This is a genomic window from Bradyrhizobium sp. USDA 4486 (assembly GCF_054057995.1).
Map to the genome: position 1 here is coordinate 1,982,721 of NZ_JBSRZV010000001.1, position 24,477 is coordinate 2,007,197.

Genomic DNA, 24,477 nt, shown 5'->3' on the forward strand with positions numbered 1-24,477 from the left:
TGGAATGGCGCAGCCGACCTTCTTCACAAAACCGCCTGCCACAGCACTGGCCGATATCGCCACGCTGACGAAGGCGCAGCTTGTCGACCCCGGCAGGGGCGGCCAGATCATCACGGGTCTCGCTTCGCTGGATGAAGCCGGCCCGATGCATCTGGCGTTCTTCGACAACCTCAAATATGCCGACCAGCTCAAGGCGACCAAGGCCGGCGCCTGCCTCGTCAGCCCGCGTTTCGAAGCCCAGGTGCCCGCGCATGTGGCCGTGCTGCGGGCGGCGCAGCCGTTCCGCGCTTTCGTCAGGATCGCACGGGAATGGCACGGGGATGCGCTACGGCCGCAATCCTGGGTCGGCAATGCGGGCATCGCGTCCTCCGCCGTCATCGACCCCACGGCGCGGCTCGAGGACGGCGTGATCGTCGATCCCCTGGCGGTGATCGGCCCGGACGTGGAGATCGGCAGCGGCACGGTGGTCGGCGTCGGTGCGGTGATCGGCCCCGGCGTCAAGATCGGCCGCGACTGCAATGTCGGCGCCCGCACCGCCATCCAGTGCGCGCTGATCGGCAACAACGTGCTGATCCATCCCGGCTGCTCGATAGGCCAGGACGGCTACGGCTTCATCTTCTTCGGCCCCGAAGGCCATCTGAAGGTGCCGCAGACCGGTCGGGTCCTGATCCAGAACGACGTCGAGGTCGGTGCCAATACCACGATCGACCGCGGGTCCTTGCGCGACACGGTGATCGGCGAGGGGACCAAAATCGACAATCAGGTCCAGATCGGCCACAATGTGACGATCGGCCGGCACTGCCTGCTGGCGGCCCAGATCGGGCTCGCCGGCAGCCTGACCATCGGCGACAACGTGGCGCTGGGAGCGAAGGTTGGAATCAACAACCACCTCAAGATCGGCGACGGGGCCCAGGTGACCGCCATGAGCGCCGTCAAGGACGACATCCCACCGGGCGGGCGCTGGGGCGGGCATTTCGCCAAGCCGACCAAACAGTGGTTCAAGGAGATCATCGCGGTGGAGCGCCTGGTACGCGACAGCAAGGCCGATCCGAAGGACGAGGGACGGGAATGACGGAGGAATCACCTGTTAAGTTCGAGCTGGTGGACATCAACGCGATCCTCCAAACGCTGCCGCACCGTTTTCCGATGCTGCTGATCGACCGCGTCATCAACATCCGCGCCGATTACAGCGGCATCGGCATCAAGAACGTCACGTTCAACGAGCCGGCCTTCCAGGGGCACTTCCCCGAGCGCCCGGTCTATCCCGGCGTCATGATGATCGAGGCAATGGCGCAGACCGCGGGCGTGATCGGCATCAAGTCGGTCGAGGGCACCGAGAAGCCGCGCGCGGTCTACTTCCTCACCATCGACAAGTGCAAATTCCGCAAGCCGGTGCTGCCCGGCGACACCATCGAGTATCACATGCGCTCGCTCGGCCGCCGCAAGGCGATGTGGTGGTTTCACGGCGATGCCAAGGTCAACGGCCAGGTCGTCGCGGAAGCCGACGTCGGCGCCATGCTGACGGATTGAGGGCGCTTCCGGCGCGCTTCTTCATGCGGAGGATGAAGTCGTTCACGTGCCGAGGCGATTGCTTCGACCGTCCGGTGAAATGCGCCCATAGATACGTCACTGGACAGATCGGGCCCGGTCGCGCTAACCACCGGAAAAGCGAGCGACTTCAACAGATAAGCTGACCTTCTTGATGAGTAAGATTGCCTGATGAGCAAGATTGATCCCACCGCACGCGTGGCGGACGGCGCCGTGATCGGCGCCGGCACCGAGATCGGGCCCTATTGCATCATCGGCCCGCATGCCGTGATCGGCGCGAATTGCAAGCTGATCGGGCAGGTCACGGTCATCGGCCATACCTCGGTCGGCGACAATTGCGTGATCTCGCCGTTTGCGGTGCTCGGCGGCGCGCCGCAGGACCTCAGCTACAAGGGCGATCCGACCACGCTCGAGATCGGGTCCGGCAACACCATCCGCGAAGGCGCGACGATGAACGTCGGCACCGTCAAGGGAGGCGGGAAGACGCGCGTCGGCAACGACGGCTACTTCATGAACAACAGCCATGTCGGCCATGACTGCATCGTCGGCAACAACGCGATCTTCGCGACCTCGGCGACGCTCGGCGGGCACTGCGAGATCGGCGACGCCGTCTATATCGGCGGCCTCTCGGCGGTGCATCAGTTCACCCGCATCGGCTCCTATGTGATGGTCGGCGGCCTCTCGGGCGTGCGCGATGACATCATCCCGTATGGGCTCGCCAACGGCCAGTATGCGGTGCTGGAGAGCCTCAACCTGATCGGCATGAAGCGGCGCAAATTCACCAAGCAGCGGCTTGCCGCCGTGCGCGCGTTCTACCAAAAACTCTTCCACGGCCCCGGCACGTTCGCCGCGCGGCTGGAGGCGGTGCGTCCGCTCGCGAGCGAGGATCCGGCGATTGCCGAAATCCTCGACTTCATCGGAAAGGGCAAGCGCCCGCTCTGTCTTCCTGCCATCGCAAAGTGATCCTGGCATGGCCGCGGGCATGACATCGGCGGCGTCAGAAGTTTCATCGCCGGTCGGCATCGTCGCCGGCGGCGGGGCGATGCCGTTCGCGGTCGCCGACTCGCTCGCCGCGCGCGGCATCACGCCGGTGCTGTTTCCGCTGCGTGGGGCCTGCGATCCGGCGCGGGTGGAGAAATTCCGCCATCGTTGGATCTCGATCGGCCAGCTCGGCCGCGCCATGCGGCTGTTCCGCGAGGAGGGCTGCCGCGACCTGATCTTCATCGGCACCTTGGTGCGGCCCTCGCTTTCCGAGATCAGGTTCGACGTCAAGACGCTGCGCCTGCTCGGCAACGTCATTCGCGCCTTCCGCGGCGGCGACGATCATCTCTTGTCCGGCGTCGGTCGCATCCTCGAGCAGGACGGCTTCCGCATGGTCGGCATCAAGGATGTCGCACCCGATCTCTTGATGCCCGAGGGCTGCATCAGTCGCGCCTGGCCCGCCGACAATGCCAAGGCCGACATCGCGCGCGGCCGCGCGGTGCTGACCGCGCTCGGCCCGTTCGACATCGGTCAGGCTGCGGTGGTGATCGACGGCCATGTCGTGGCGGTCGAGGACATCGAGGGCACCGACGCGCTGCTCGCGCGCGTCGCGCGCCTGCGCGAGGAGGGGCGGATCCGTGCCGCGATGGGCCGCGGCGTGCTGGTGAAGGCGCCGAAGAGCGGCCAGGATCTGCGCTTCGACTTGCCGACGATCGGCCCGCGCACCATCGAGGGCGTCGCCAAGGCCGGCCTTGCCGGCATCGCGGTCATCGCCGGCAACACCATCGCCGCCGAGCCGCAGGCGATGATCGCGCTTGCCGACGCAAAGTATCTCTTCGTCATCGGCTTGCCGGCATGATGCAGAGCCGCGATCCCAAGCGCAGGATCTTCCTGATCGCGACGGAGGAATCCGGCGACAGGCTCGGCAGCGCCCTGATGAAGGTGCTGCGCCAGCGCCTCGGCGACGGCGTGCAGTTCGAAGGCATCGGTGGCCGCACCATGGCGCGCGAGGGGCTGGAGTCGCTGTTTCCGATCGAGGAGCTGTCGATCGTCGGCTTCGCCGCGGTGGTGCAGCAATTGCCGAAAATCCTGCGGCTGATCCGCCAGACCGTGGACGCCGTGCTGCAGGCACCGCCCGACGCGCTCGTCATCATCGACAGCCCAGACTTCACCCATCGCGTCGCCCGCCGCGTTCGCGCGAAGAATTCGGCGATCCCGGTGGTCGACTATGTCTCGCCGCAGCTCTGGGCGTGGCGGCCGGGACGGGCGCGGACCATGCTCGGCTATGTCGACCATGTGCTCGGCCTGCTGCCGTTCGAGCCGGAGGAATACCGCAAGCTCGGCGGGCCGCCGTGCAGCTATGTCGGCCATCCCCTGATCGAGCAATTGACCTCGTTGCGCCCGAATACCGAGGAGCGGCGCCGCCGCGATGCCGAGCCGCCGGTGCTGCTGGTGCTGCCCGGCAGCCGCCGCAGCGAGATCCGGCATCATCTCGAGGTGTTTGGCGCAACGCTCGGGCGGCTTCAGGCGGAGGGGCGCTCCTTCGAGCTCATGCTGCCGACCATGCCGCATCTCGTAGCCACCGTGCGCGAAGGCATCGCGAACTGGCCGGTCAAGCCGCAAATCGTGATCGGCGAAAACGAGAGGCGCGCCGCCTTCCGCATTGCGCGTGCGGCGCTGGCAAAGTCGGGGACGGTGACGCTGGAGCTCGCGCTGTCGGGCATTCCGATGGTGACGGCCTATCGCGTCGGCGCCATGGAAGCCTTCATCCTGCGCCGCGCGATCCGCGTCTCCTCGGTGATCCTCGCCAATCTCGTGATCGGCAAGGACGTCATTCCGGAGTTCTTGCAGGAGGAGTGTACGCCCGAGAAGCTCGCCCCGGCGCTCGCTGACGCGCTGACGGATTCGCCGCTGCGGCGGCAGCAAGTCGAAGCGTTCGCGCAGCTCGATCAGATCATGTCCACCGGAAACCGATCGCCGAGCGTGCTCGCCGCCGACATTGTGCTGGCGACGATGCGGAAAGGCCGGCGCTAAGACGACGGCCTTGTAGGTGGGCAGAGCGAAGCGTGCCCACGGAAAGGTGGTGGGCACGCTGCGGTGCTCACCCTACGAAACCGCGCTTGTTGCGCAAGGATGGCCGCATCCTACCTAAGCCAAGCCGCCATCGACCCGAAAACACTGGCTGGTGATGCGTTGGCTCTCGTCGGATGCGAGAAACAGCGCCATGTTGGCGACGTCTTCGGGCGTCACCGGCTCGGCAATGGCCTGTCGGGTGCGAAACTCGGCGATGACCTGCTCGTCCGGATACCACAGCCGGCGCTGGCGCTCGGTGATCACCATGCCCGGCGCGATGGCGTTGACGCGGATGCGGTCGGACCCGACCGCCCGCGCCAGCGAGTTGGTAAAGCCGACGATCGCCGCCTTCGCCCCGGCGTAGACCGGCAGCGCCGGCGCGCCGCGCATCCAGGCCACCGACGACATGTTGATGATCGAGCCGCCGCCGCGCGCCTGCATCTGAGGCACCACGGCCTGTGCGGCAAAGAAGACGTGCTTGAGGTTGATGCCGATCATCCAGTCGAATTCGGCCGGCGTCACCTCTGACAGCACTTGGCGGTGGTCGTTGGCGGCGTTGTTGACGAGGACCGCCGCATCGCCGAGCGTTCCGTGAACCTGCGCCATGGCGGCTCGCAAGGCGTCGATGTCGAGGAGGTCGCAGGGCACGAACAGGGGCGCCGTACCGGAGGCGGACGTCACCTCCGCGACCAACGCCCCGCCGGCCGCTTCATCGATGTCGAGGAAGGCGACGCGGGCGCCCTGGGCGGCGAAGGCGCGCACGAAAGCGGCGCCGATGCCGCTGGCGCCTCCGGTGATCAACACCACGCGGCCGGCGAGGCCGGCATAGCTCGTCTTTGTCATGCGATCAGTCGCTCCGTCTCGGGGTCGAACAGGCAAATGCGGCGGGTGTCGAGCGCGAAGGGCGCCACGTCGCCGGGCGCGGGTCGGACGTCCGGCGAGATGCGGGCCTGAGCGGGCTCGCCGCCCAGTCGCAGCAGCACGATGGTCTCGGCCCCGGTGGGCTCGACCATCTCCACTGGTGCGTTGACGACGATGGGCGCCTCGGCGGAGAACACGCGGCTGCCCTCGGCGATGCATTCCGGCCTGATGCCGAGCACCACGGTGCGGCCGACATAGGAAGCGGCCGCGTCATAGCTCCTCAGGCGCAGCCGAACTTCGTCCGGCCGTCCGGCACCGATCACCGCCACCAGCCCGCTGCTATCTGCCTCGAGCCGGGCCGGCATCGTGTTCATCGGCGGCGAGCCCATGAAGCGGGCGACGAACAGATTGGCGGGATAGCGGTACACGGTATCGGGGTCGGCGAATTGCTGCACGCTGCCCTGGTGCATCACGGCGATCCGCGTCGCCATCGTCATCGCCTCGATCTGGTCGTGGGTGACATAGATCATGGTGGCGCCGATGCGCTGGTGCAGCCGCTTGATCTCCATCCGCATCTCGACGCGCAGCTTGGCATCGAGATTGGAGAGCGGCTCGTCGAACAGAAAGAGCAGGGGATCGCGCACCAATGCGCGGCCCATCGCCACGCGCTGGCGCTGCCCGCCTGAGAGCTGCGACGGCTTGCGGCCGAGCAGCGGCTCGATCTGGAGCAGTTTTGCAACATTCGCGACCGCCTTCTCCTGTTCCGCCTTCGGCACATGCCGGCACTCCATGCCGAAGGTGATGTTCTGGCGCACCGTCATCGACGGGTAGAGCGCGTAGGACTGGAACACCATGGCGATGTCGCGGTCTTTTGGCGGGACGTCGTTGACGACGCGTCCGCCGATTTCCACCGTGCCTGCGCTGGCGCGGTCGAGCCCGGCAACGATGTTGAGCAGCGTGGACTTGCCGCAGCCGGACGGCCCGACCAGCACGGTGAACTCGCCGCTCTCGATATCCAGGTTGATGCCCTTCAGCACCTCCAGATTGGCGTAGCGCTTCGACAGGGCGCGAATGCTCAATGCTGTCATGACGAATCCATCATTTCACTGCGCCGGCGGTGAGGCCGCGCACGAAGTATTTGCCGCCGATCAGATAGATCACCAGCGTCGGCAGGGCAGCGATCATCACCGCGGCACTTTGCACGCCATGCTGCGGGATATCGGCGACCGCGGCGGAGAGCGCGATCAGCGCGGCGGTGACCGGCTGCTGCTGACCCGTCGTGAATGTCACGCCATAGAGGAATTCGTTCCAGATATGCGTGAACTGCCAGATCACGGTGACGACCAGGATCGGCGGCGAGAGCGGCAGGATGATACGCCAGAAGATGCGAAAGAACCCTGCGCCATCGATGCGCGCCGCTCGGATCAACTCCTGCGGAATGGCAACGTAGTAGTTTCGGCAGAACAGGGTGGTGAAGGAAAGCCCCTGGATCGTGTGAATCACGACCAGCCCCGTGAGCGTGTTCATCAGGCCGGTGTCGCGCAGCACAATGGTCCAGGGCAGCAGACGCATCTGCTGGGGAAGGAAGATGCCGAGCGTGACGATGCCGTAGATCCAGCTGTCGCCGCGAAAGCGCCAGAGCGAGACCGCGTAACCCGCGAGCGCGCCCAGCAGGGTCGAGAAAATCGTCGCGGGAATGGTCACGATCGCGGAGTTCAGCATGTATGGCCGGATGCCGGCGCAGGTCTCGGCGACGCAGAAGCCGCTCCAGGCGGCGGCGTAGTTGCTCCACGCCAGGTGCTGCGGCCAGCCGATCATCGAGCCCTGCGCGATCTCCTCGTTTGTCCGCAGCGAATTCAGTACGACCACGGCCAATGGCGCGAGCCAGGCGACCGCGATCAGCGAAACGATGAGATAGATCAGGATCCGGCCTGGTGCCAAGGTTCGCTCACGCATCGATTGCCCGCCGCCGCTGGATATAGCGCCACGCTGCATAGGGCAGCAGCACCGCAAGTAGAATGAGCAGCATGAGGACCGCCGCCGCCGCGCCCCGGCCGAGCAGGCTGCGCTGGAACATCAGGTCATAGACGACAAGCGCCGGCAGCTGGGTCGCAATTCCTGGCCCGCCATTGGTGAGCGCACGGACGAGGTCGAAGGTCGAAATCGCGAACTGCAATTGGATGACGATGACGGTGACAGTGATTGGCCACAGCGTCGGCAGGATGACGCGCCGGTGCATCCTGATAGCTCCGGCGCCGTCGATCTGCGCGGCCTTGATCAGGTCGGCATCGACAGAGCGGAGGCCGGCGAGGAAGAGCGCCATGGCAAAGCCGGAGGATTGCCAGATCGCCGCGATGACGATGGTCCAGATCGCCATGTCGCGGTCGATCAGCCAGTCGAACCGGAAGGAGGTCCAGCCGAGGTCGTGGACCAGCTTCTGGATTCCAAGACCAGGATTGAGCAGCCAGCTCCAGACCGTGCCGGTTACCACGAACGATACCGCCAGGGGATAGAGAAAGATCGAGCGCAGCACGTTCTCGCCGCGAATGCGCTGATCGAGCAGGATGGCGAGGATGAGCCCGGTCGCCAGGCTCAGCAGCACGAAGGCGCTGCCAAACAGCAGCAGATTGTCGAGCGCGATCTGCCAATTCCGCGAGGCCGCAACCGCGGAATAGTTACGCAAACCCACCCACCCCGTAACAGGGACCAGAGTGGATGGCGTGAACGATATCCAGATCGTCCACAGCGAGAACGCTATCAGGTGCGCCGCTGACAGCAGCAGCGGCACCCAGATCGCCAGAACTTCGGGCAGCCGGTGGACCATGTCAGAAGCAGCGGGCCGGCCCGGTCTTGTCGAGACGGTGAGGATCAACGCGCGCCCTCGACCGCGTCGGCGAGGCGTGTGGCGGCTTGCTCCGGCTTGATGGTCTTGTTCTTCACGAACTCCGTGATCACGTCGATCATCGCTGCCGTCATGCCGTTTTCCTGCGCCATGTTGTGTGCAAGGCTGAGGACGGCCTGGTTGCTGGCGATCGCATCCTTCAGCGCTGCTGCGGTCCGGCGTTGACCGTCCGACCAGCCTTCGCCCGAGAGATCGACATCGGTGCGCACGGGGATCGATCCCGTGATCTGCGAGTACATGGTCTGGATCGCTGGATCCATGACGAGCTGGGCCATCAGCGTCTGGCCGGCCTGCAGGTCCGCCTCCTTGCGCTGCCAGAAGATGAAGGCATCGGCGTTCAACAGGAAGACCGGCTTGCCATTGTCGCTCGGTCCCGGGGCAATCGTGAAGTCTTCGAACTTGAAGCCGGCGTTGCGCAACACGCCCTGCGCCCAGCCGCCCATGATCATCATCCCCATGTCGCCGTCGACGAAGCGCTTCAGATTGGTCGAGAAGTGCTGGGCGCCGACGTTCGGGTCCATCCAGTCGGCGATCTTGCGGACCTGCGCGAAGGCAGCCTTGATCTCAGGGGCCTTCAGGGCCTTCTCGTCGAGACTCATGATGGCCGTGCGATAGACGGCTGGACTGATGCCCGCCAAAGCGGCTTCGAACTTCTGCCCATCATCGGGGCGGGTGCCGCCGTTGGCGACGGGGTATGCGACGCCGCCCGCTTTCATCTTTTCGGCGAGATCATTGAATTCGGTCCAGGTGACGGGGATCTTGTCGGCCTTAGCCTTGTCCATCGCGCGCTTGGAGAGGAACAGCATGTTGGTGCTGTAGATCTGCAAGGGCAGCGCGATCCACTTGCCGGCCGGCTTATGCAATTTCGCAAGATCCGGCGCGACCACGTTCTCATAGCCGGCGGCCGCGACAAGTGCGTCGAGATCGACGGTCGGAGCGATCTTCGACCAGGCCGCAATCTCGGGTCCCTTGAGCTGCGAGCAGGCCGGCGGATCGCCGGCGATGATCTGGGCACGCAGCTTGTTCATCATCTCGGTGGTGAAGCCGGGGACCGGCGAGTGCTGCCAGACGCCGCCTTTCTCCTCGAACTTCTTGCCGAGCGCGGTGATCGCGGCGCCATCGCTGCCCGCGGACCATTGCGAGATCGCGGTCAGGCGCGGCTTGACGGCGCCTTGGGCACGGGCAAAGGCCGGCAGCGCAATCATGGCAGCAGATCCAGCGAGCAGACGGCGCCTTGTTGTTGTGATCGGCATGGCAAGTTCCTCCCGGATGTGAACTTTCTTGGCACGTTGAGACTGCGCGTCTCAGGGCATGTCAGGCGGCCTCCGTCGATGCCGCGGGCATTCCACCGCGGCTGGCGAGACAAAAGGCGGCGAAGGCCAGCGCTGCCTGCGGATCGTTGCCGGTCGAGGGCGGCACGAAAACGAGGGAGGTTTGCGCGAGGGTTCGGCCGCCCAGCAGGCAGGCATCGATCCCGTCGATCACCGCCTTGCGGTCGTCCTCGCCGAGAAGCGACGGCCAGCCACTGATCGCGACCCCGCCGCATGGCTTCACGTTCAATGTGTTGCCGATCGCGAGCCCGAGCCGGAACAGCCGCCGGTGCAGATCCTGACGAGCGCGCGATGAGAGCGGAATCGCGTTCACCCATTCGCTGCCGAGCTGGAGCAGCTCGACTTCGGCAACGCCGAGGAGCTCGGCCAGCGCCGTCAGCGACGTATAGGCCTCGACGCAGCCATGATGGCCGCAGCGGCAGCGCGGTCCTCCTGGCCCGAACACCATGTGGCCGAGCTCAATGGGTTGCAGGGCATCGGCCTCGCCGGGATCGTCCATCCAGGCGCCGGCCACGCCGTGGCTGACGAGGACGAAAAGGTGGGTGTCGCTGAAGGGATAGTTCTCGGTGCGGCAGCGGTGAAAGGTGGCGTGGGCGACGACCGAATTGGTGAACTCGGCAGGCACGTCGGCAAACATGCCATCGAGCATGTCGCGGATGCGCCCGACATCGCACGGAATGATCGGATTGCCCGACACGCTGAGCCGGCCGAGGCCCGGAATGGAGACGCCGATCTGCGCGAGGGTGATGCGGCGGCGCCGCGTCCAGTCGCGCAGCAATGTCATGGCCTCGCGGAACACACGGCCGACGGCCTCGTTGGTCGGCGTTTGCGGCAGCGGGACACGTTCGGTGTAGTGCAGCTCGCCCGACAGGCTACCCACGCCGAGACTGAGCCGTTGGGTGCTCAGCTCGAATGCGGCAAGTGCCACTGAACCATCAAGGGCCACCAGACCCGTTGGGCCGCCGACATAAGGGGCAGGGCGCCTGATTTCCTCGATCAGGCCTTCGGCTTTGAGGTCGAACAGGATGCGGGACAGGCTCGCTTCGGACAGGCGAACGGCCTTCGCCAGCGGCGGCCGGAACGAGCCGCCGGACTGAAGCAGATGAGTCAAAATGGCAGCGCGCGTCTGCCGCCGACTTCTCGGCTGCTCCGGCATTTCCATCCCTGACTTCATTCTTACTTAGTGTAAGAATTTGCGCGCGGAGCGCTTCGCCTGTCAAGCGCTCGCGGGCGGGATGCGGCGACATGTTGTTGTGCGGGGCAGCAAGAGAAGCTGCTGCCATAATAGTGTCAGCGGCGGGCGCACATGATCTCACGATGATCGAGCGAGGTCTGCCCAATGGTGCGATATCGGCTGCATTGCGTCGGAGCGTCCGGCAATTCGTTCAAGGTTGCGCTGTTTCTCAATTGTGCCGGGATCGATTGGGAGCCGATTGGCGTCGACTTCGTCGGCGGTGTGACACGCGATCCCGACTGGCGGGCTGCGACCAACGCGATGGGCGAGATCCCGGTGCTCGAATTCGATGGCCGATGCCTCAGTCAGTCGGGGGCGATCCTGGGATGGCTTGCCGAGACCCACGGCATGTTCGGACCATTGGATGCGGAGGAACGCTTTGAGACTGCACGCTGGTTGTTGTTCGATAATCACAGGTTCACCGGCAGCTTTGCCGCGCACCGGGTTTTACAATCGATGACGCCGGAGCCGCTGCATCCGGATGTGCTGGCTTATACGCGCGCGAGGGCGCACGGAGCGTTGTCAATAGTCGAGAAGCATCTCGGCGGCGATCGGCGCTTCATGCTGGGCGACCGGCCGACCATCGTCGATTTTTCGCTGGCTGGGTATTTGTACTACCCGGCCGAGGAGACCGGCTTCGATCTTGGTGCGGAGTTTCCAGCAATCGATGCTTAGCGTGGACGGATTGCTGCGCTGCCAGGCTGGAAGCCGCCGTATGAAATGATGCCGGTGAGACGATCGTTGCCGGTTTTTCGGCGCCAAACAAAAACGGCGCCATCGTGAGATGGCGCCGTTCTGAGAGCCCCGTCGGCTCAGGTCTTACTTGCGATCCTTGATCGCGACGTAGTCGCGGCGGGTGACGCCGGTGTAGAGTTGGCGCGGACGGCCGATCTTCTGCTGCGGATCCTCGATCATCTCGCTCCACTGGCTGATCCAGCCGACGGTGCGGGCGACCGCGAACAGCACGGTGAACATCGAGACCGGGAAGCCCATCGCCTTCAGCGTGATGCCCGAATAGAAGTCGACGTTCGGGTACAGCTTGCGGTCGATGAAATACTGGTCGCTAAGCGCGATCTTCTCGAGCTCCATCGCCACCTTCAGCATCGGATCGTCGCCATGGCCGGTCTCCTTGAGCACGGCGTGACACATCTTCTGCATGATCTTGGCGCGCGGATCGTAGTTCTTGTAGACGCGATGTCCGAAGCCCATCAGGCGGACTTCGGAGTTCTTGTCCTTCACCTTGGCGATGAATTCGGGGATCTTGTCCACGGTGCCGATCTCGGAGAGCATCGCGAGCGCGGCTTCGTTGGCGCCGCCATGTGCCGGGCCCCAGAGGCAGGCGATGCCGGCCGCGATGCAGGCGAACGGGTTGGCGCCCGAGGAGCCGGCGATACGCACGGTCGACGTCGAGGCGTTCTGCTCGTGATCGGCATGCAGGATGAAGATCTTGTCCAGCGCGTCAGCGAGCACCGGATTGATCTTGTACTCCTCGCACGGCACGGCGAAGCACATGTTGAGGAAGTTCTCGGCGAAGGAGAGCGAGTTCTTCGGATACACGAAGGGCTGGCCGACCGTGTACTTGTAGGCCATCGCCGCCAGCGTCGGGATCTTCGCGATCATGCGCATGGACGCGATCATGCGCTGCTTCGGATCGTTGATGTCGGTGCTATCGTGATAGAACGCTGCCAGCGCGCCGACGGCGGCCACCATGATCGCCATCGGGTGGGCGTCGCGGCGGAAGCCCTGGAAGAACCGGGCCATCTGCTCGTGCACCATCGTGTGATGGGTCACGCGATAATCGAAATCCTTCTTCTGCGCGGCGGTCGGCAGATCCCCGTACAGCAGGAGATAGCAGGTCTCCAGGAAGTCGCCGTGCTCGGCGAGCTGTTCGATCGGATAGCCGCGGTATTCCAGCACGCCGGCGTCGCCGTCGATATAGGTGATCTTGGACTGGCAGCTCGCGGTCGAGGTGAAGCCCGGATCGTAGGTGAACAGGCCGGACTGGCCGTAGAGCTTGCCGATATCGATGACATCAGGCCCGACGCTGCCGCTGTGAATCGGAAGATCGTAATTCTTGTTTCCGACCGTCAGCGTGGCGGTCTTGTTGCTTGGTTTTGCGTCCATCAGAGGTCCCCGATGTATGGTGAAACGGGCCGGACCCGGAAGGCCCCGATGAGGTGGTGGGGCAGGCCGGATATTCCAGAATGTACGGGGGAGATGGGTATATTATTGCTGTGTGCGCTGCAAGATCATGGCAGCCATGGCCTACTTACGTCTTAGTCTAGTCCTTGGACTGATCCTTAAGCCGCCCCAGGCTTTCCTGGCGTCCCAGCACGTCCAAAACCTCAAATATACCAGGCGAGGTCGTCCGTCCGGTCAGCGCCGCTCGCAGCGGTTGGGCGACCGCGCCGAGCTTAAGACTTTTTTCCTCGGCAAAGGCGCGCAGCGCGGCTTCGGTGGTGGCGCTGCTCCAGGCGTCAACTTTCTCCAGTGCGGAATGAAGCTGGCCGATCAGCTTGCGGTTCTCGTCCGTCAGCAGAGCGGCCGCCTTGGGATCGAGCTGCAGCGGCCGGTCGGCGAAGATGAAATAGGCGCCGTCGATCAGCTCGATCAGCGTCTTGGCGCGCTCCTTCAGGGCCGGCATGGCCTTGAGCAGCTGCGCCCGCGTGGTGTCGTTCAACTTCGCCTTGATATCCTCGCGGGCTGGCACGACGTGATCGAGGACGTCCCCGAACATCTTCACGAGTGATTGATCGTCGGCGTTGCGGATGTAGTGGCCGTTGAGGCTTTCCAGCTTGGCGAAATCGAACCGGGCAGCGGCGCGGCCGACGCTGGCAAGATCGAACGCGGCGATCATCTCCTCGGTCGAGAAGATCTCCTGGTCGCCATGGCTCCAGCCGAGCCGGACGAGGTAGTTGCGGAGCGCGGCCGGAAGGTACCCCATGGCGCGGTAGGCATCGACGCCGAGCGCGCCGTGCCGCTTGGAGAGTTTTGAGCCGTCCGGGCCGTGGATCAGCGGGATGTGGGACATGCTCGGCAGCGCCCAGCCCATCGCATCGTAGATCTGCTTCTGGCGGGCGGCGTTGATCAGATGATCGTCGCCGCGGATGACATGGGTGACGCCCATGTCGTGGTCGTCCACCACTACGGCGAGCATGTAAGTCGGGTTGCCATCGCCACGCAGCAGCACGAGGTCGTCGAGGTTCTCGTTCTGCCAGACCACGCGGCCCTGGACCTGGTCCTCGATCACGGTCTCGCCGGTCTGCGGGGCGCGCAGGCGGATGGTCGGCTTGACGTCGGAGGGCGCCGTTGCCGGATCGCGGTCGCGCCACATGCCGTCATAGAGGCGGGTGCGGCCCTCAGCTCGCGCCTTCTCGCGCATGGCGGCGAGCTGCTCGGCGGTGGCGTAGCAGCGGTAGGCCTTGCCGTCGGCAAGCAGCTGCTCGGCGACCTCGCGGTGACGGGCGGCACGGCTGAACTGGTAGATGACCTCGCCATCCCAGCCGAGCTCGAGCCATCTCAAGCCGTCCAGGATGGCGCCGATCGCAGCTTCCGTGGAGCGCTCCCGGTCGGTGTCCTCGATCCGGAGCAGCATCTTGCCGCCGTGCTTCTTCGCATAGAGCCAGTTGAACAGCGCGGTGCGGGCACCCCCGATATGGAGGAAGCCGGTCGGAGACGGAGCGAAGCGGGTGACGACGGGATCGGTCATTCTTGGCAGGGCCTATGCATTGGAGGCGGTGGTGTATAGCAGGACCGGAGCATAACTAAAGCCCGACGGCGGACGGCTTAAAGCCGTACTTAAGCCCTTGGCGCGGCCACGCGAATTTGGCAGAAGGACCGCTGATTTCCCTACAGGATTTTCGTAATGACAGAACCGGTGGCAGGCGAGGTTGGGCGCGATTTCATTCGTGACATCATCCAGGCCGACCTCGATCAGGGCAAGTACAAGGAGATCGTGACCCGGTTCCCGCCGGAGCCGAACGGCTACCTGCATATCGGCCACGCCAAGTCGATCGCACTTAACTTCGGCATCGCCCAGGAGTTTCCGGGCCGGTGCCATCTGCGCTTCGACGATACCAACCCGGTCAAGGAAGAGCAGGAATATATCGATTCCATCCAGGCCGATGTGCGCTGGCTCGGCTTCGACTGGGGCAAGAACCTGTTCTTCGCCTCGGACTATTTCGACCGCCTGTACGAATGGGCGGAGCAGCTGATCCGCGACGGGCTTGCCTATGTTGACGACCAGACCCAGGAGGAGATCCGCCTCTCGCGCGGCACGCTGACCGAGCCCGGCAAGAACTCGCCGTTCCGCGACCGCTCGGTCGAGGAGAATCTCGACCTGTTCCGCCGCATGAAGGCCGGCGAATTCCCCAACGGCGCGCGGGTTTTGCGGGCCAAGATCGACATGGCCGCGGGCAACATCAACCTGCGCGATCCCGTGCTGTACCGCATTCTGCACGCGCACCATCCGCGCACCGGCAACACGTGGTGCATCTATCCGAGCTACGATTATGCCCACGGCCAGTCGGACGCCATTGAAGGCATCACGCATTCGATCTGCACGCTGGAGTTCGAGGACCACCGGCCGCTCTATGACTGGTTCATCGAGAAGCTGCCGGTGCCGTCCGAGCCGCATCAGTACGAGTTCGCGCGCCTCAACCTGACCTACACGCTGCTGTCAAAGCGCGTGCTGACCCAGCTCGTCCGCGACGGTCATGTCGCGGGCTGGGACGATCCGCGCATGCCGACTATGGCGGGGATGCGCCGCCGCGGCGTGCCACCGGCCGCGCTGCGCCAATTCGTCAAGCGCATCGGTGTGGCGAAAGCGAACAGCGTGGTCGACGTCGGCATGCTCGAGTTCTGCATCCGCGAGGAGCTGAATCGCACGGCGCAGCGGCGCATGGCAGTCTTGAGGCCGCTCAAGGTCGTGATCGAGAACTACCCGGAAGGGCAGACCGAGGAGCTCGAGGCGATCAACCACCCGGACGACGCTAGCGCCGGTACGCGGAAGATCACGTTTGGCCGCGAGCTCTATATCGAGCAGGACGACTTCATGGAGAACCCGCCGAAGAAGTTCTTCCGACTGTCGCCGGGCAACGAGGTGCGGCTGCGCTATGCCTATTTCATCAAGTGCACCGGTGTGATCAAGAACGATAAGGGCGAGGTGGTGGAGCTGCGCTGCAGCTACGACCCCGCGACCAAAGGCGGCAATGCCCCCGACGGTCGCAAGGTCAAGGCGACCATGCACTGGCTGCCGGCGGCGACGTCGAAGCCGGCAGAGATCCGCATCTACAACCAGCTGTTCGCCAACCCGAGCCCCGACGCCTCGAATTTCGCGGCCGATCTCAATCCGAACTCGCTGGAGATCCTGTCCGATGCGCGGGTCGAGGCTTCCGTTGCGGAGACCAATTCGATGGAGCCGATGCAGTTCGAGCGCCAGGGCTATTTCGTGCGCGACAAGGACTCGACGCCGGGCAAGCCGGTGTTTTCGCGCACCATTGGCCTGCGCGATACGTTCGCGAAGGAAGTCGCCAAAGGCTGAGGAGCCGAGATGAGCAGCGAAGCTGACGCCATCGTTTCCGCCATCATCGCGAAATGGTGCGCCCGCTTCGCAAAGCTCGATGCTGCCGCGCCGTCGTCGCTCTATGCGAGGAACGCGTTCTTCTTCGGCTCCAACCCAAAGCTCTATCGGGGGAGGGACGGCGTCGCCGATTACTTCAACGGCCTGCCGCGCTGGCGCAAAGCCGAACGCGACCTTTTCCGAGGTGAACGCGGCGCAGGCCGGCCCTGACCTGATCAACATGGCGGCCACCATCGCGTTCGACCTCGCGGGCGAGCGAGACGATCTCGTCATCAAGATGAGCTGGGTCATCACGCGAGAGGACGGCGACTGGAAGATCGTCAATCACCACGCCTCGTCGCAAGTGCCGCTGATCTAGCGGACGCACACGGGATCGTCATTCCGGCGATGGAAACGAACGTCGGGCGAGCGCGTTGGCCGGGATCCAACAAGGATCCCGCCATGCAGAACATCGCAGAGCATATGGAAGTCATTGGCGCCGATGGCGTCCATGTCGGCACCGTCGACCGGGTCGAGGGCAATCGCATCAAGCTGACCAAGAAGGACAGCGGTGAGGGCAGCCACAAGGGCCATCATCATTTCATCGATAAGGGTCTCGTCGCCGACGTCGAGGGCAACAAGGTCCGCCTCTCGGCGAAAGCGGATGTCGCCGTGACGATGGAAGAGGAAAAGTAGGGCGGCGTCCCCTTCGTTCCCGATCCGTACCGCTATTCGTCCGCCTGCACGTTCCGGTAGCCTCGGCACCCGTCGCGTATCGCAGGGTGCTAGGGAATGGCAGAGCCGGGCCGGCCGCAGCGTGTCTCGCAAGGGATTGCGGGAACTTGGCCGACGGGCCGAACCGTCGCGGCTGACGGCTTTGCGCCGGTGGGCTCCGGCCTTTGGCCCGCGACCGTCGAGACGCTCCGCGAATGGGCGCACGCTGAAACCGGCGCAGGGCGGCTGTTGCCGTGGGTCCCTGTCGCATTCGGCGGCGGCATCGCGTTGTACTTCGCGGCCGATCATGAGCCGGTGCTGTGGGTCGTTGCCGCCACCGCGGTCGCGCTCATGTCTGGCGCGGTTCTGTTGCGACGGAGCCGGTGGTTCGCGCCTGCGCTTCTGATCGCTGCCGTCGCGGCCGGCCTTGCCGTGGCGACCTGGAAGACGGCGCGCATTTCGCACACCGTACTGGCAAAGCCGCTCTATTCGGTATCGCTGTCGGGCTTCGTCGAGACCCGCGACATCCGCGAGCGCACCGATCGTTTTGTCCTTCGCGTCACCGCGATGGAGGCGCAGCGCAGCGACGTCAAGCTCGAGCGCGTGCGCCTGTCGGTGCGCAAAGGGACTGCGCCCGAGGTCGGCAGCTTCGTGCAGCTGAAGGCGCGATTGTTGCCGCCGATCTCGCCGGTGCGACCCGGCAGCTACGATTTCTCGCGCGACATGTTCTTCCAGGGTATTGGCGCGTCCGGCTTCGTGATGGGCGCGATCACGGCGTCGGTGCCGCCCGATACCGGCGGCCTGCGGCTGCGCTACGCCGCGTTCATGCAGGGCTTGCGCGATGCGATCGACGCGCGCATCCGCTCAACGCTCGAAGGCGACGATCGCGCCATCGCGACCGCGCTGCTCACCGGTCGGCGCGATGCGATCACGACGCCCGTCAACGACGCCATGTTCATCTCGGGCCTTGGTCATGTGCTGTCGATCTCCGGCTACCACATGGCCGTCGTCGCAGGTGTCGTGTTCTTCGCGGTGCGCGCGCTGCTGGCCTTGATTCCGGGGTTGGCGGCCGGCTTCCCCATCAAGAAATGGTCGGCCGCCGCGGCGCTGGTCGCTGCGGCGTTCTATCTGCTGCTGTCGGGCGCGGAAGTCGCGACGCAAAGATCGTTCTTCATGACGGCGGTGGTGCTGATCGCTGTGATGGTCGACCGGCGCGCCATCACCTTCCGCACGCTGGCCGTGGCGGCGATGATCGTGCTTGCGGTCGCGCCGGAAGCGCTTGTGCATCCGAGCTTCCAGATGTCCTTTGCTGCGACGCTCGGACTTGTCGCGCTGGTGCAGATCGGCATGCCGAACCTGTTTGCCTCGCCCGATCATTCCACGACCGCGCGCATCGCGCTGTGGGGCGGACGCGAGATCGCGATGCTGTTCCTGGCCTCGCTGATCGCGGGGCTTGCGACCACGCCCTACGCCGCCTTTCACTTCCACCGCGTCACGCCGTTCGGTGTGCTCGCCAATCTCGGCGCGATGCCGGTGGTCTCGGCGCTGGTCATGCCGGCTGGGCTGTTGGGCCTGCTTGCGGCACCGTTCGGGCTCGACGGCGTGTTCTGGTGGCTGATGGGGATCGGTATCGATTGGATGATCGCGGTCTCGCGCTGGGTAGCGGGATTGCCAGGCGCTGTCGGCCGCATCCCGGCATTCGGCATAGGCCCGCTGATCGCGGCGAGCCTCGGGGTCATCGTGATGGGCTTGTTGCGGACGCCGCTGCGCTGGTCCGGCGCCGTGGTGCTGCTGGTGGCGATGCTCTGGGGGCTGTCGGTGCGCCAACCCGACGTTTTGATTGCCGGGGACGGCCAGAGTATCGCTGTGCGTGGCAGGGACGGCCACCTGCATCTGATCAGGGCCAGCAAGGACGGTTTTCTGCTCAAGGAGTGGCTCGCCGCCGATGCCGATGCGCGCGATGGTGGCAGTGCCGCACTGGCCGACGGCGTGTCATGCGACGAGGCCGGCTGCCTCACGCCGCTCGCCGATGGGCGGCTGGTCGCGCTGTCCTTGCGGATCGATGCACTGGCTGATGATTGCAGTCGCGCTGCACTGGTGGTCACGGCAAGGCCAGCGCCGCCGGATTGCGCTGCGATGGTGGTCGACCGGCAGAGGCTCGCGGCGCAGGGCGCGCTGGCGCTGACACGTCGCGGCGACGGATTCGCGGTGCAGGCGGTGAAGGCGAGAGGCGCCGACCGGCCGTGGTCCCCGGCGATTGCGGGCGAGGCTGATTTCGGGGCGAGCCTTGCGCCGCCGGCTGCTCCCCGCAACCGGAACGCGACCCCGTCCGAGACGGACTTGCAGGCCGATGATTGAGCGTACCGGCTACAGGTACCAAGCCAGCACGGAGTCGAGGCCGGACTTGCCGACGACGGGCAGGGCCACCATCCGGCTCAGTCCGGCCGCGCGTGCCGCCGCGGCCGAGGTCGAGCGGTCATGGGAGAGATCATCGTTGATCGCGGGCATGCCGGTGGCCCAGGCGCCGCCAATGCTGCCGTCGCCCCTGGTGATGGACTTTTCGGCATAGAGCGCGGCAAGATCGGTCTGCGCGCTGCAATCGCCGTCGCGGAAGACCAGCGCGGAGCGGGTCTCGTTCGGGACCCAGATCTCGAAGCGTCGCGCAATCGGCGATGCCTGTGCGGAGAGGAAGGTCAGCACCCAGGTCTGGTCGGTGCCGGTTCGGTAGGGGATGCCGACGCCGAGATTGATGCCGATCTCGGCTGCATCCTCCCAGCGCAGAAAGCTCTTGGCGTTGTGCAGTTCCTTGATGATCAGCGGCAGGCCCGCTTTCCAGGTGCGTCCGGGCAGGCCGAAGCCGCGCGGAAACCTGGTGTGGCGGGAGTTGAACTCGAACATGTCGGCAGTGCCATAGTAGCCATCGACGAGTCCCATCTCGTGTGAGACGTCAGGATCATTGTGCCAGAGCTCGATCGCGCCGACATGCGCCTCGTCGTCGCCGCAGAACAGCACCATCACGGCTTGCAGGAATTCGCCTGAAAATACCGGCACCGCGACCCCACAGGTGAGTCCCGCCGCCAGCGCCTCATCAGTTCGCTTGAAATCGGAGTTGGCGAATTTGGTGAGAATCACCGGGTGGCCGCTCGCCCAGGCCTTGCCGGGAAGTCCCTCGTCATATCCGAAATTCAGATCCTCGCTCACAGCCTTGAACGCGGACAGCCCCTCGTCATAGAGGCCGCCGCCGAATTCCAGCCGCATGCGCGTCCGGTCCGGTACCCAGAGCTCAACGACGCGAATGAAGGTCTTCATCGAACGTGCCCGCCGCCTCGTGCCAAGACGCCAGCCAAGACACCAGCCGAGACAGCATCGGGCATTTACTTGCGGAGCGGACGGTCAAAATTCAGGCAGGACAGCGCAAACTTCGTGCGGCGGGAAGGCGGTGGGCTGACCTCGTCCGCCCGGATGTCGAGAGACGCAAGCCACACCACGTCGCCGGCCACGGCCGGCGATGGCGATCTCTCTTCCTGGCCCGGGCTGTCGGCCCGGGATATCTGCGTCAGCCGATCGGCAGACGCGGAGTTGCCGGCCGGTTCTCGGCACTGACCTGCGGCTTGTGCTCGCGCTCGCCAAGCGGCTGCGTCACGGGCAGTTGCAGCACAGTTGCTTGCTGGCCTTCGACGAGTTGCGTCACCAGCACGTATTTGCCGTCGGGGAACTCGATCGCATCATGATGGCGATCGGGAATGTGCGGATCGATCTTGCCGAACTTGCCGACGCGCGAGTTGACGGTGCGCGTCCAGATCCAGCGATTGTCGTAGCGGACGTTGTCGGCGAAGGCGAGCTCCGTTCCCGGCAGCAGGCAGACCGCGACTGTTGGATCGGCCGCGGAGGCAAAGCCGCGCGTCGAGGTGCCGCGGAAAGTTGTCGTCACGATCGTCTCGCCGACTTCGGCAGGGCGCGATGCGACGGCATGCAGGCTGTAGTCACACATCGTGGGTGCTCCTCATGCGGAGATAGCAACCCGCGCCTCTGTCTTACGAGGCGCAGGCCTCTATCAGAGTGGAAGCATCATAGCGTCTGCGCGGTTATAGGCAAATCTGCGGCTCGCCACCGCAGCATGCGATCACATTATCTTTCCCGAAGGCGCTAGGAACAAACCCTGCTTTCGCGCATTCGGTGGGCGCGTGTCAGCGGCCGGCGGGCGCCGACCAGCCGGAATATGGCCAGACCGATTGTGATGGCTGCGTGAGCGCATTGCGCGCGTTTCGGACTTGCTCGCTCGCTACCGTTTCCTTGGCGGTGTCCTTGCGGACATGGCGATGCGATGGTGCAGCAACGGCTTGCGACGTTGATCCCGCAATCAGCGCTGCGGCCACCGTGCTCAGGATGATCTTGCGCATGACGTCTCCTCGAACCTTCAAAAGCCATCCCGAAGCGGTCTGCTTGGTGCGGCGTGCCGAGGATGTAGCGTCGGAGCAGGGGCCGGATAATCTGAGCGAAACCAGAAAGACTATCCAGCGGGAGCGGACAATCATCCGCTCCGATCTCTGATGGCGATGCCGACCGGAGCGCGCGGACAGCGCGCTCAGGACTTGCGGTATCAGTACTTCCGATAAAGCCCGATCAGCTTGCCCTGAATCTTGACCCGGTTCGGCGGCAGGATGCGCACCTCATAGGCCGCATTGGCGGGCTCGAGCGCGATCGAGGCGCCACGACGGCGGAAGCGCTTCAAGGTCGCTTCCTCGTCGTCGATCAGCGCCACCACGATGTCGCCGGTGTCGGCGGTCTCGTTGCGCTGGATCAGCGCCATGTCGCCGTCGAGGATGCCGGCTTCCACCATGGAATCGCCGCGCACCTCGAGCGCGTAATGCTCGCCCGAGCCGAGCATGTCGGGCGGGACGCTGATCGTATGGCTGCGAGTCTGCAACGCCTCGATCGGCGTGCCGGCCGCAATGCGGCCCATCACCGGCACGGCGACGGGGCGCTCGCCCTCGTCGGCGGGCGGGCTGGACGTCGTCCTCACCTTGCCGAGATTGCCTTCGATGACGCTCGGCGTGAAGCCGCGGCGGTTGCCGGCCGCGGCCTGCAGCTCGGGCAGCTTGATGACTTCGATGGCGCGGGCGCGATTGGGCAGGCGGCGGATGAAGCCGCGCTCCTCGAGTGCGGTGATCAGGCGATGGATGCCCGACTTCGAGCGCAGATCGAGCGCGTCCTTCATCTCGTCGAAGGAGGGCGGCACGCCGCTTTCCTTCAATCGCTCGCTGATGAACCGCAGGAGCTCGTATTGTTTGCGCGTTAACATCTCGACCAAAATCCCCCGGTTGATGTCGTTCGATTCCGAGACGCTGAATTCAGCGATAAGCCGCTACATGCTCGAAACAAATCATGAACGGACACTATATGTTCGATACATGTTCCGCAACTGCTTAATTTACCGTGAACGCGACAAAGTTCGCGCCACGCGTGTAGCCGGCGCGTTCAGACCGGCAGGCGCAGCACCTCGCAAGGCGTGCCCGCTTCGGCCTTCGGCGCGAACGGCGCGCGCACCAGAAGTGCCTGTGCCGCAGCGAGATTCGCAAGCAGTGAGGAATCCTGGTGATTGACGGGAACGGCGATCAGCGTGCCGTCGTCGCGCGTCTCCAGCCGTGCGCGCAGATAATCCTCACGCTGGTCGTTGGCGCCGACGTCGCGGCCGAGCACCGCCCGTTCGCGGCGATGGTGAATCACGGAACGGCCCGACAGCGCGCGAATCAGCGGCACCATGAACAGGAAGGCACACACATAGGATGACACGGGATTGCCGGGCAGCCCGATCACGCGCATTGCCGCCAGGCGTCCATGCATCATCGGCTTGCCGGGCCGCATCGCGATCTTCCAGAATGTGATCGCGATCCCCTCGGCCGTCAGTGCCTGCTGGACCAGATCGTGGTCGCCGACCGAGGCGCCGCCGGTGGTGATCAGGATGTCGGCGCCGCTCTCGCGGGCGCGGCGGATGCCCGCCGTGGTGGCGTCCAGGGTATCGGCGGCAACACCGAGATCGACGGTATCGGCCCCCTCGCTGCGCGCGAGCGCGTGAAGGGCGTAGCCATTGGAATAGACGATCTGGCCGGGGCCAGGCGTGGCGCCCGGCATCACAAGCTCGTCGCCGGTGGCGAGGATCGCGACTTTCGGGCGGCGGCGGACGGGCAGAAGCGGGTGATTCATGCCGGCGGCGAGTGCAAGGTCGCGCTCGGTCAGCCGGATGCCCTCGCGCAGCAGCACGTCGCCCTCGCGGAAATCGACGCCGGCCGGGCGGATGTGCCGTCCCGTCACTGCCGCTTCCTTGATGGTGATGCGCCCGCCGTCCACGACCGTGTCCTCCTGGATCACGACCGCATCGGCGCCATCGGGAACGACGCCGCCGGTGAAGATCCGCACGGCTTCGCCGCTACCGACCGATCCCGCAAACGGCCGGCCCGCCGCGACCTCGCCGATCACGGTGAGCTGGGACTCGGTTGTCGCGGCATCGGCCGCGCGCACCGCATAGCCATCCATCGCCGACATCGCCTGCGGCGGCTGCGTGCGCTGCGCAGCGACGTGGCGGGCGAGCACGCGGTGGAAGGCGTGGTCGAGGGCGACCATCTCTTCAGGCAGCGGCTCTGCGCCGGCAAGCACCGCGGCAAGCGCGTCAGAAACCGGCATCAGGGCCACGGGTGAAAACTCCAGCTACGCCCGTTCGGGCAAATCGGCGGCGAGAGTTCTAGCCGAGTGCAGGCGCAGAGGCAAAAAGGCGGTCGCGCAGGATGATTCATCCTGTGTGATCCGCACTGCAGTGAAAGACTGACGTCAAATCCGCCGCGGCATGATCCGGAAGGCGAGACAGACCGGTATGAGGATGGCCATGGCGAGGATGAGAAGGACGAGCGCCACGGCCAGCATCGGTCAACTCCCCGGCTGCTCGTCCGGACTGACGTCCGGCGCTTTGGGACTCTGATCCTTGTCGGGCAGCGGATCGGCTTGCGATTTCAGGTCGGCGGCCTTGCTGATCAATTTGGCGGAGAGCTCAGAATCCGAGGTGGTTCTGGCGTATTTCATCAGCAGCGAGGCCTGCTTGGTGAGGTAGGTTTTGCCCAACACGAGGATGAGTCCGATGTAGAATTCCCAACAGAGTAATGAGTCCGCCCGCGAACATTCGTTCCGGGAACTCCGTACAAAATTGCACAAAGTGATTTGGTTCCTCATTCTGCGCCAAATTAGTTCCAGCACCGGCTGACCCGGTAACAGGCCGAACCGC

General features: G+C 65.0%; 23 protein-coding genes and 1 pseudogene. 10 read left to right on the plus strand and 14 right to left on the minus strand.

Annotated features, from left to right (window positions below; all coding sequences use genetic code 11):
- Window positions 1-4: 4 nt before the first annotated feature.
- The 5 genes from lpxD to lpxB all read left to right on the plus strand — a co-directional run bounded on the left by lpxD (window position 5) and on the right by lpxB (window position 4,563).
- A complete protein-coding gene (gene lpxD / locus ACVWY3_RS09720; protein WP_456838245.1) occupies window positions 5-1,072 on the plus strand; it encodes a UDP-3-O-(3-hydroxymyristoyl)glucosamine N-acyltransferase in 1,068 nt (355 codons plus the stop codon).
- Window positions 1,069-1,530, plus strand: a complete 462-nt coding sequence (gene fabZ, locus ACVWY3_RS09725) for a 3-hydroxyacyl-ACP dehydratase FabZ (protein WP_035702330.1) — start codon at window positions 1,069-1,071, stop codon at window positions 1,528-1,530. The genes lpxD and fabZ overlap by 4 nt, the downstream gene beginning before the upstream one ends.
- Window positions 1,531-1,719: 189 nt before the next feature.
- Window positions 1,720-2,511 carry an acyl-ACP--UDP-N-acetylglucosamine O-acyltransferase gene (lpxA, locus tag ACVWY3_RS09730; RefSeq protein ID WP_456838246.1) on the plus strand — a complete coding sequence of 264 codons (792 nt, stop codon included), beginning with the start codon at window positions 1,720-1,722 and terminating at the stop codon, window positions 2,509-2,511.
- A gap of 19 nt (window positions 2,512-2,530) precedes the next feature.
- Entirely contained in the window at window positions 2,531-3,388 is an 858-nt protein-coding gene (locus tag ACVWY3_RS09735) for an LpxI family protein (protein ID WP_456843325.1), read from the plus strand.
- Window positions 3,385-4,563, plus strand: a complete 1,179-nt coding sequence (lpxB, locus tag ACVWY3_RS09740; RefSeq protein WP_456838247.1) for a lipid-A-disaccharide synthase — start codon at window positions 3,385-3,387, stop codon at window positions 4,561-4,563. Before ACVWY3_RS09735 ends, lpxB begins: the two co-directional genes overlap by 4 nt.
- Before the next feature lie 114 nt (window positions 4,564-4,677).
- On the opposite strand, the gene ACVWY3_RS09745 is transcribed toward lpxB, so the two are convergent.
- From ACVWY3_RS09745 to ACVWY3_RS09770, 6 genes are all read right to left on the minus strand, one after another.
- On the minus strand, window positions 4,678-5,445 hold the full coding sequence (locus tag ACVWY3_RS09745) for an SDR family NAD(P)-dependent oxidoreductase (RefSeq protein ID WP_456838248.1): 768 nt from the start codon (window positions 5,443-5,445) through the stop codon (window positions 4,678-4,680).
- Entirely contained in the window at window positions 5,442-6,551 is a 1,110-nt protein-coding gene (locus ACVWY3_RS09750) for an ABC transporter ATP-binding protein (protein ID WP_456838249.1), read from the minus strand. Before ACVWY3_RS09750 ends, ACVWY3_RS09745 begins: the two co-directional genes overlap by 4 nt.
- Before the next feature lie 10 nt (window positions 6,552-6,561).
- On the minus strand, window positions 6,562-7,419 hold the full coding sequence (locus tag ACVWY3_RS09755) for a carbohydrate ABC transporter permease (protein ID WP_456838250.1): 858 nt from the start codon (window positions 7,417-7,419) through the stop codon (window positions 6,562-6,564).
- Complete coding sequence (locus ACVWY3_RS09760) at window positions 7,412-8,335, minus strand: carbohydrate ABC transporter permease (protein WP_456838251.1); 924 nt, start codon at window positions 8,333-8,335, stop codon at window positions 7,412-7,414. Before ACVWY3_RS09760 ends, ACVWY3_RS09755 begins: the two co-directional genes overlap by 8 nt.
- Window positions 8,332-9,618, minus strand: coding sequence for an ABC transporter substrate-binding protein (locus ACVWY3_RS09765; protein WP_456838252.1), 1,287 nt, complete (start codon window positions 9,616-9,618; stop codon window positions 8,332-8,334). Before ACVWY3_RS09765 ends, ACVWY3_RS09760 begins: the two co-directional genes overlap by 4 nt.
- Window positions 9,619-9,679: 61 nt before the next feature.
- Complete coding sequence (locus tag ACVWY3_RS09770) at window positions 9,680-10,858, minus strand: ROK family protein (protein ID WP_456838253.1); 1,179 nt, start codon at window positions 10,856-10,858, stop codon at window positions 9,680-9,682.
- A 177-nt stretch (window positions 10,859-11,035) separates the two neighbouring features.
- Here ACVWY3_RS09770 and ACVWY3_RS09775 point away from each other — a divergent pair, with 177 nt between their 5' ends.
- Window positions 11,036-11,605 carry a glutathione S-transferase family protein gene (locus tag ACVWY3_RS09775; protein ID WP_456838254.1) on the plus strand — a complete coding sequence of 190 codons (570 nt, stop codon included), beginning with the start codon at window positions 11,036-11,038 and terminating at the stop codon, window positions 11,603-11,605.
- 144 nt (window positions 11,606-11,749) lie between these two features.
- Here ACVWY3_RS09775 and gltA read toward each other — a convergent pair whose 3' ends face one another.
- Window positions 11,750-13,054 carry a citrate synthase gene (gene gltA / locus ACVWY3_RS09780; protein ID WP_456838255.1) on the minus strand — a complete coding sequence of 435 codons (1,305 nt, stop codon included), beginning with the start codon at window positions 13,052-13,054 and terminating at the stop codon, window positions 11,750-11,752.
- Window positions 13,055-13,211: 157 nt separating this feature from the next.
- Window positions 13,212-14,639 (minus strand): glutamate--tRNA ligase, encoded by a 1,428-nt coding sequence (gene gltX, locus ACVWY3_RS09785; RefSeq protein WP_456838256.1) that lies wholly within the window; start codon window positions 14,637-14,639, stop codon window positions 13,212-13,214.
- A gap of 156 nt (window positions 14,640-14,795) precedes the next feature.
- On the opposite strand from gltX, the gene ACVWY3_RS09790 reads away from it, so the two are divergent.
- The 4 genes and pseudogenes from ACVWY3_RS09790 (at window position 14,796) to ACVWY3_RS09805 (ending at window position 19,562) form a co-directional block, all read left to right on the plus strand.
- Complete coding sequence (locus ACVWY3_RS09790; protein WP_456838257.1) at window positions 14,796-16,472, plus strand: glutamine--tRNA ligase/YqeY domain fusion protein; 1,677 nt, start codon at window positions 14,796-14,798, stop codon at window positions 16,470-16,472.
- A gap of 9 nt (window positions 16,473-16,481) precedes the next feature.
- Window positions 16,482-16,869 (plus strand): annotated as a pseudogene (locus ACVWY3_RS09795) (nuclear transport factor 2 family protein).
- A gap of 83 nt (window positions 16,870-16,952) precedes the next feature.
- Window positions 16,953-17,186 (plus strand): DUF2171 domain-containing protein, encoded by a 234-nt coding sequence (locus tag ACVWY3_RS09800; RefSeq protein WP_128925944.1) that lies wholly within the window; start codon window positions 16,953-16,955, stop codon window positions 17,184-17,186.
- A gap of 96 nt (window positions 17,187-17,282) precedes the next feature.
- A complete protein-coding gene (locus ACVWY3_RS09805; protein ID WP_456838258.1) occupies window positions 17,283-19,562 on the plus strand; it encodes a ComEC/Rec2 family competence protein in 2,280 nt (759 codons plus the stop codon).
- A gap of 9 nt (window positions 19,563-19,571) precedes the next feature.
- Here ACVWY3_RS09805 and ACVWY3_RS09810 read toward each other — a convergent pair whose 3' ends face one another.
- From ACVWY3_RS09810 to ACVWY3_RS09835, 6 genes are all read right to left on the minus strand, one after another.
- The gene (locus ACVWY3_RS09810) at window positions 19,572-20,513 is read right to left on the minus strand and encodes a GAF domain-containing protein (protein ID WP_456838259.1); all 942 of its coding nucleotides are present in this window, start codon (window positions 20,511-20,513) and stop codon (window positions 19,572-19,574) included.
- 247 nt (window positions 20,514-20,760) lie between these two features.
- Window positions 20,761-21,195, minus strand: a complete 435-nt coding sequence (locus ACVWY3_RS09815; RefSeq protein WP_456838260.1) for a hypothetical protein — start codon at window positions 21,193-21,195, stop codon at window positions 20,761-20,763.
- A 196-nt stretch (window positions 21,196-21,391) separates the two neighbouring features.
- Window positions 21,392-21,604: a hypothetical protein gene (locus tag ACVWY3_RS09820; RefSeq protein WP_456838261.1), complete on the minus strand. Its 213-nt coding sequence runs from the start codon at window positions 21,602-21,604 to the stop codon at window positions 21,392-21,394.
- A 200-nt stretch (window positions 21,605-21,804) separates the two neighbouring features.
- On the minus strand, window positions 21,805-22,506 hold the full coding sequence (lexA, locus tag ACVWY3_RS09825) for a transcriptional repressor LexA (protein ID WP_456838262.1): 702 nt from the start codon (window positions 22,504-22,506) through the stop codon (window positions 21,805-21,807).
- A gap of 176 nt (window positions 22,507-22,682) precedes the next feature.
- A complete protein-coding gene (locus tag ACVWY3_RS09830; protein WP_456838263.1) occupies window positions 22,683-23,894 on the minus strand; it encodes a molybdopterin molybdotransferase MoeA in 1,212 nt (403 codons plus the stop codon).
- A 231-nt stretch (window positions 23,895-24,125) separates the two neighbouring features.
- Window positions 24,126-24,320, minus strand: a complete 195-nt coding sequence (locus ACVWY3_RS09835; RefSeq protein WP_027559400.1) for a hypothetical protein — start codon at window positions 24,318-24,320, stop codon at window positions 24,126-24,128.
- Between the last annotated feature and the right edge of the window lie 157 nt (window positions 24,321-24,477).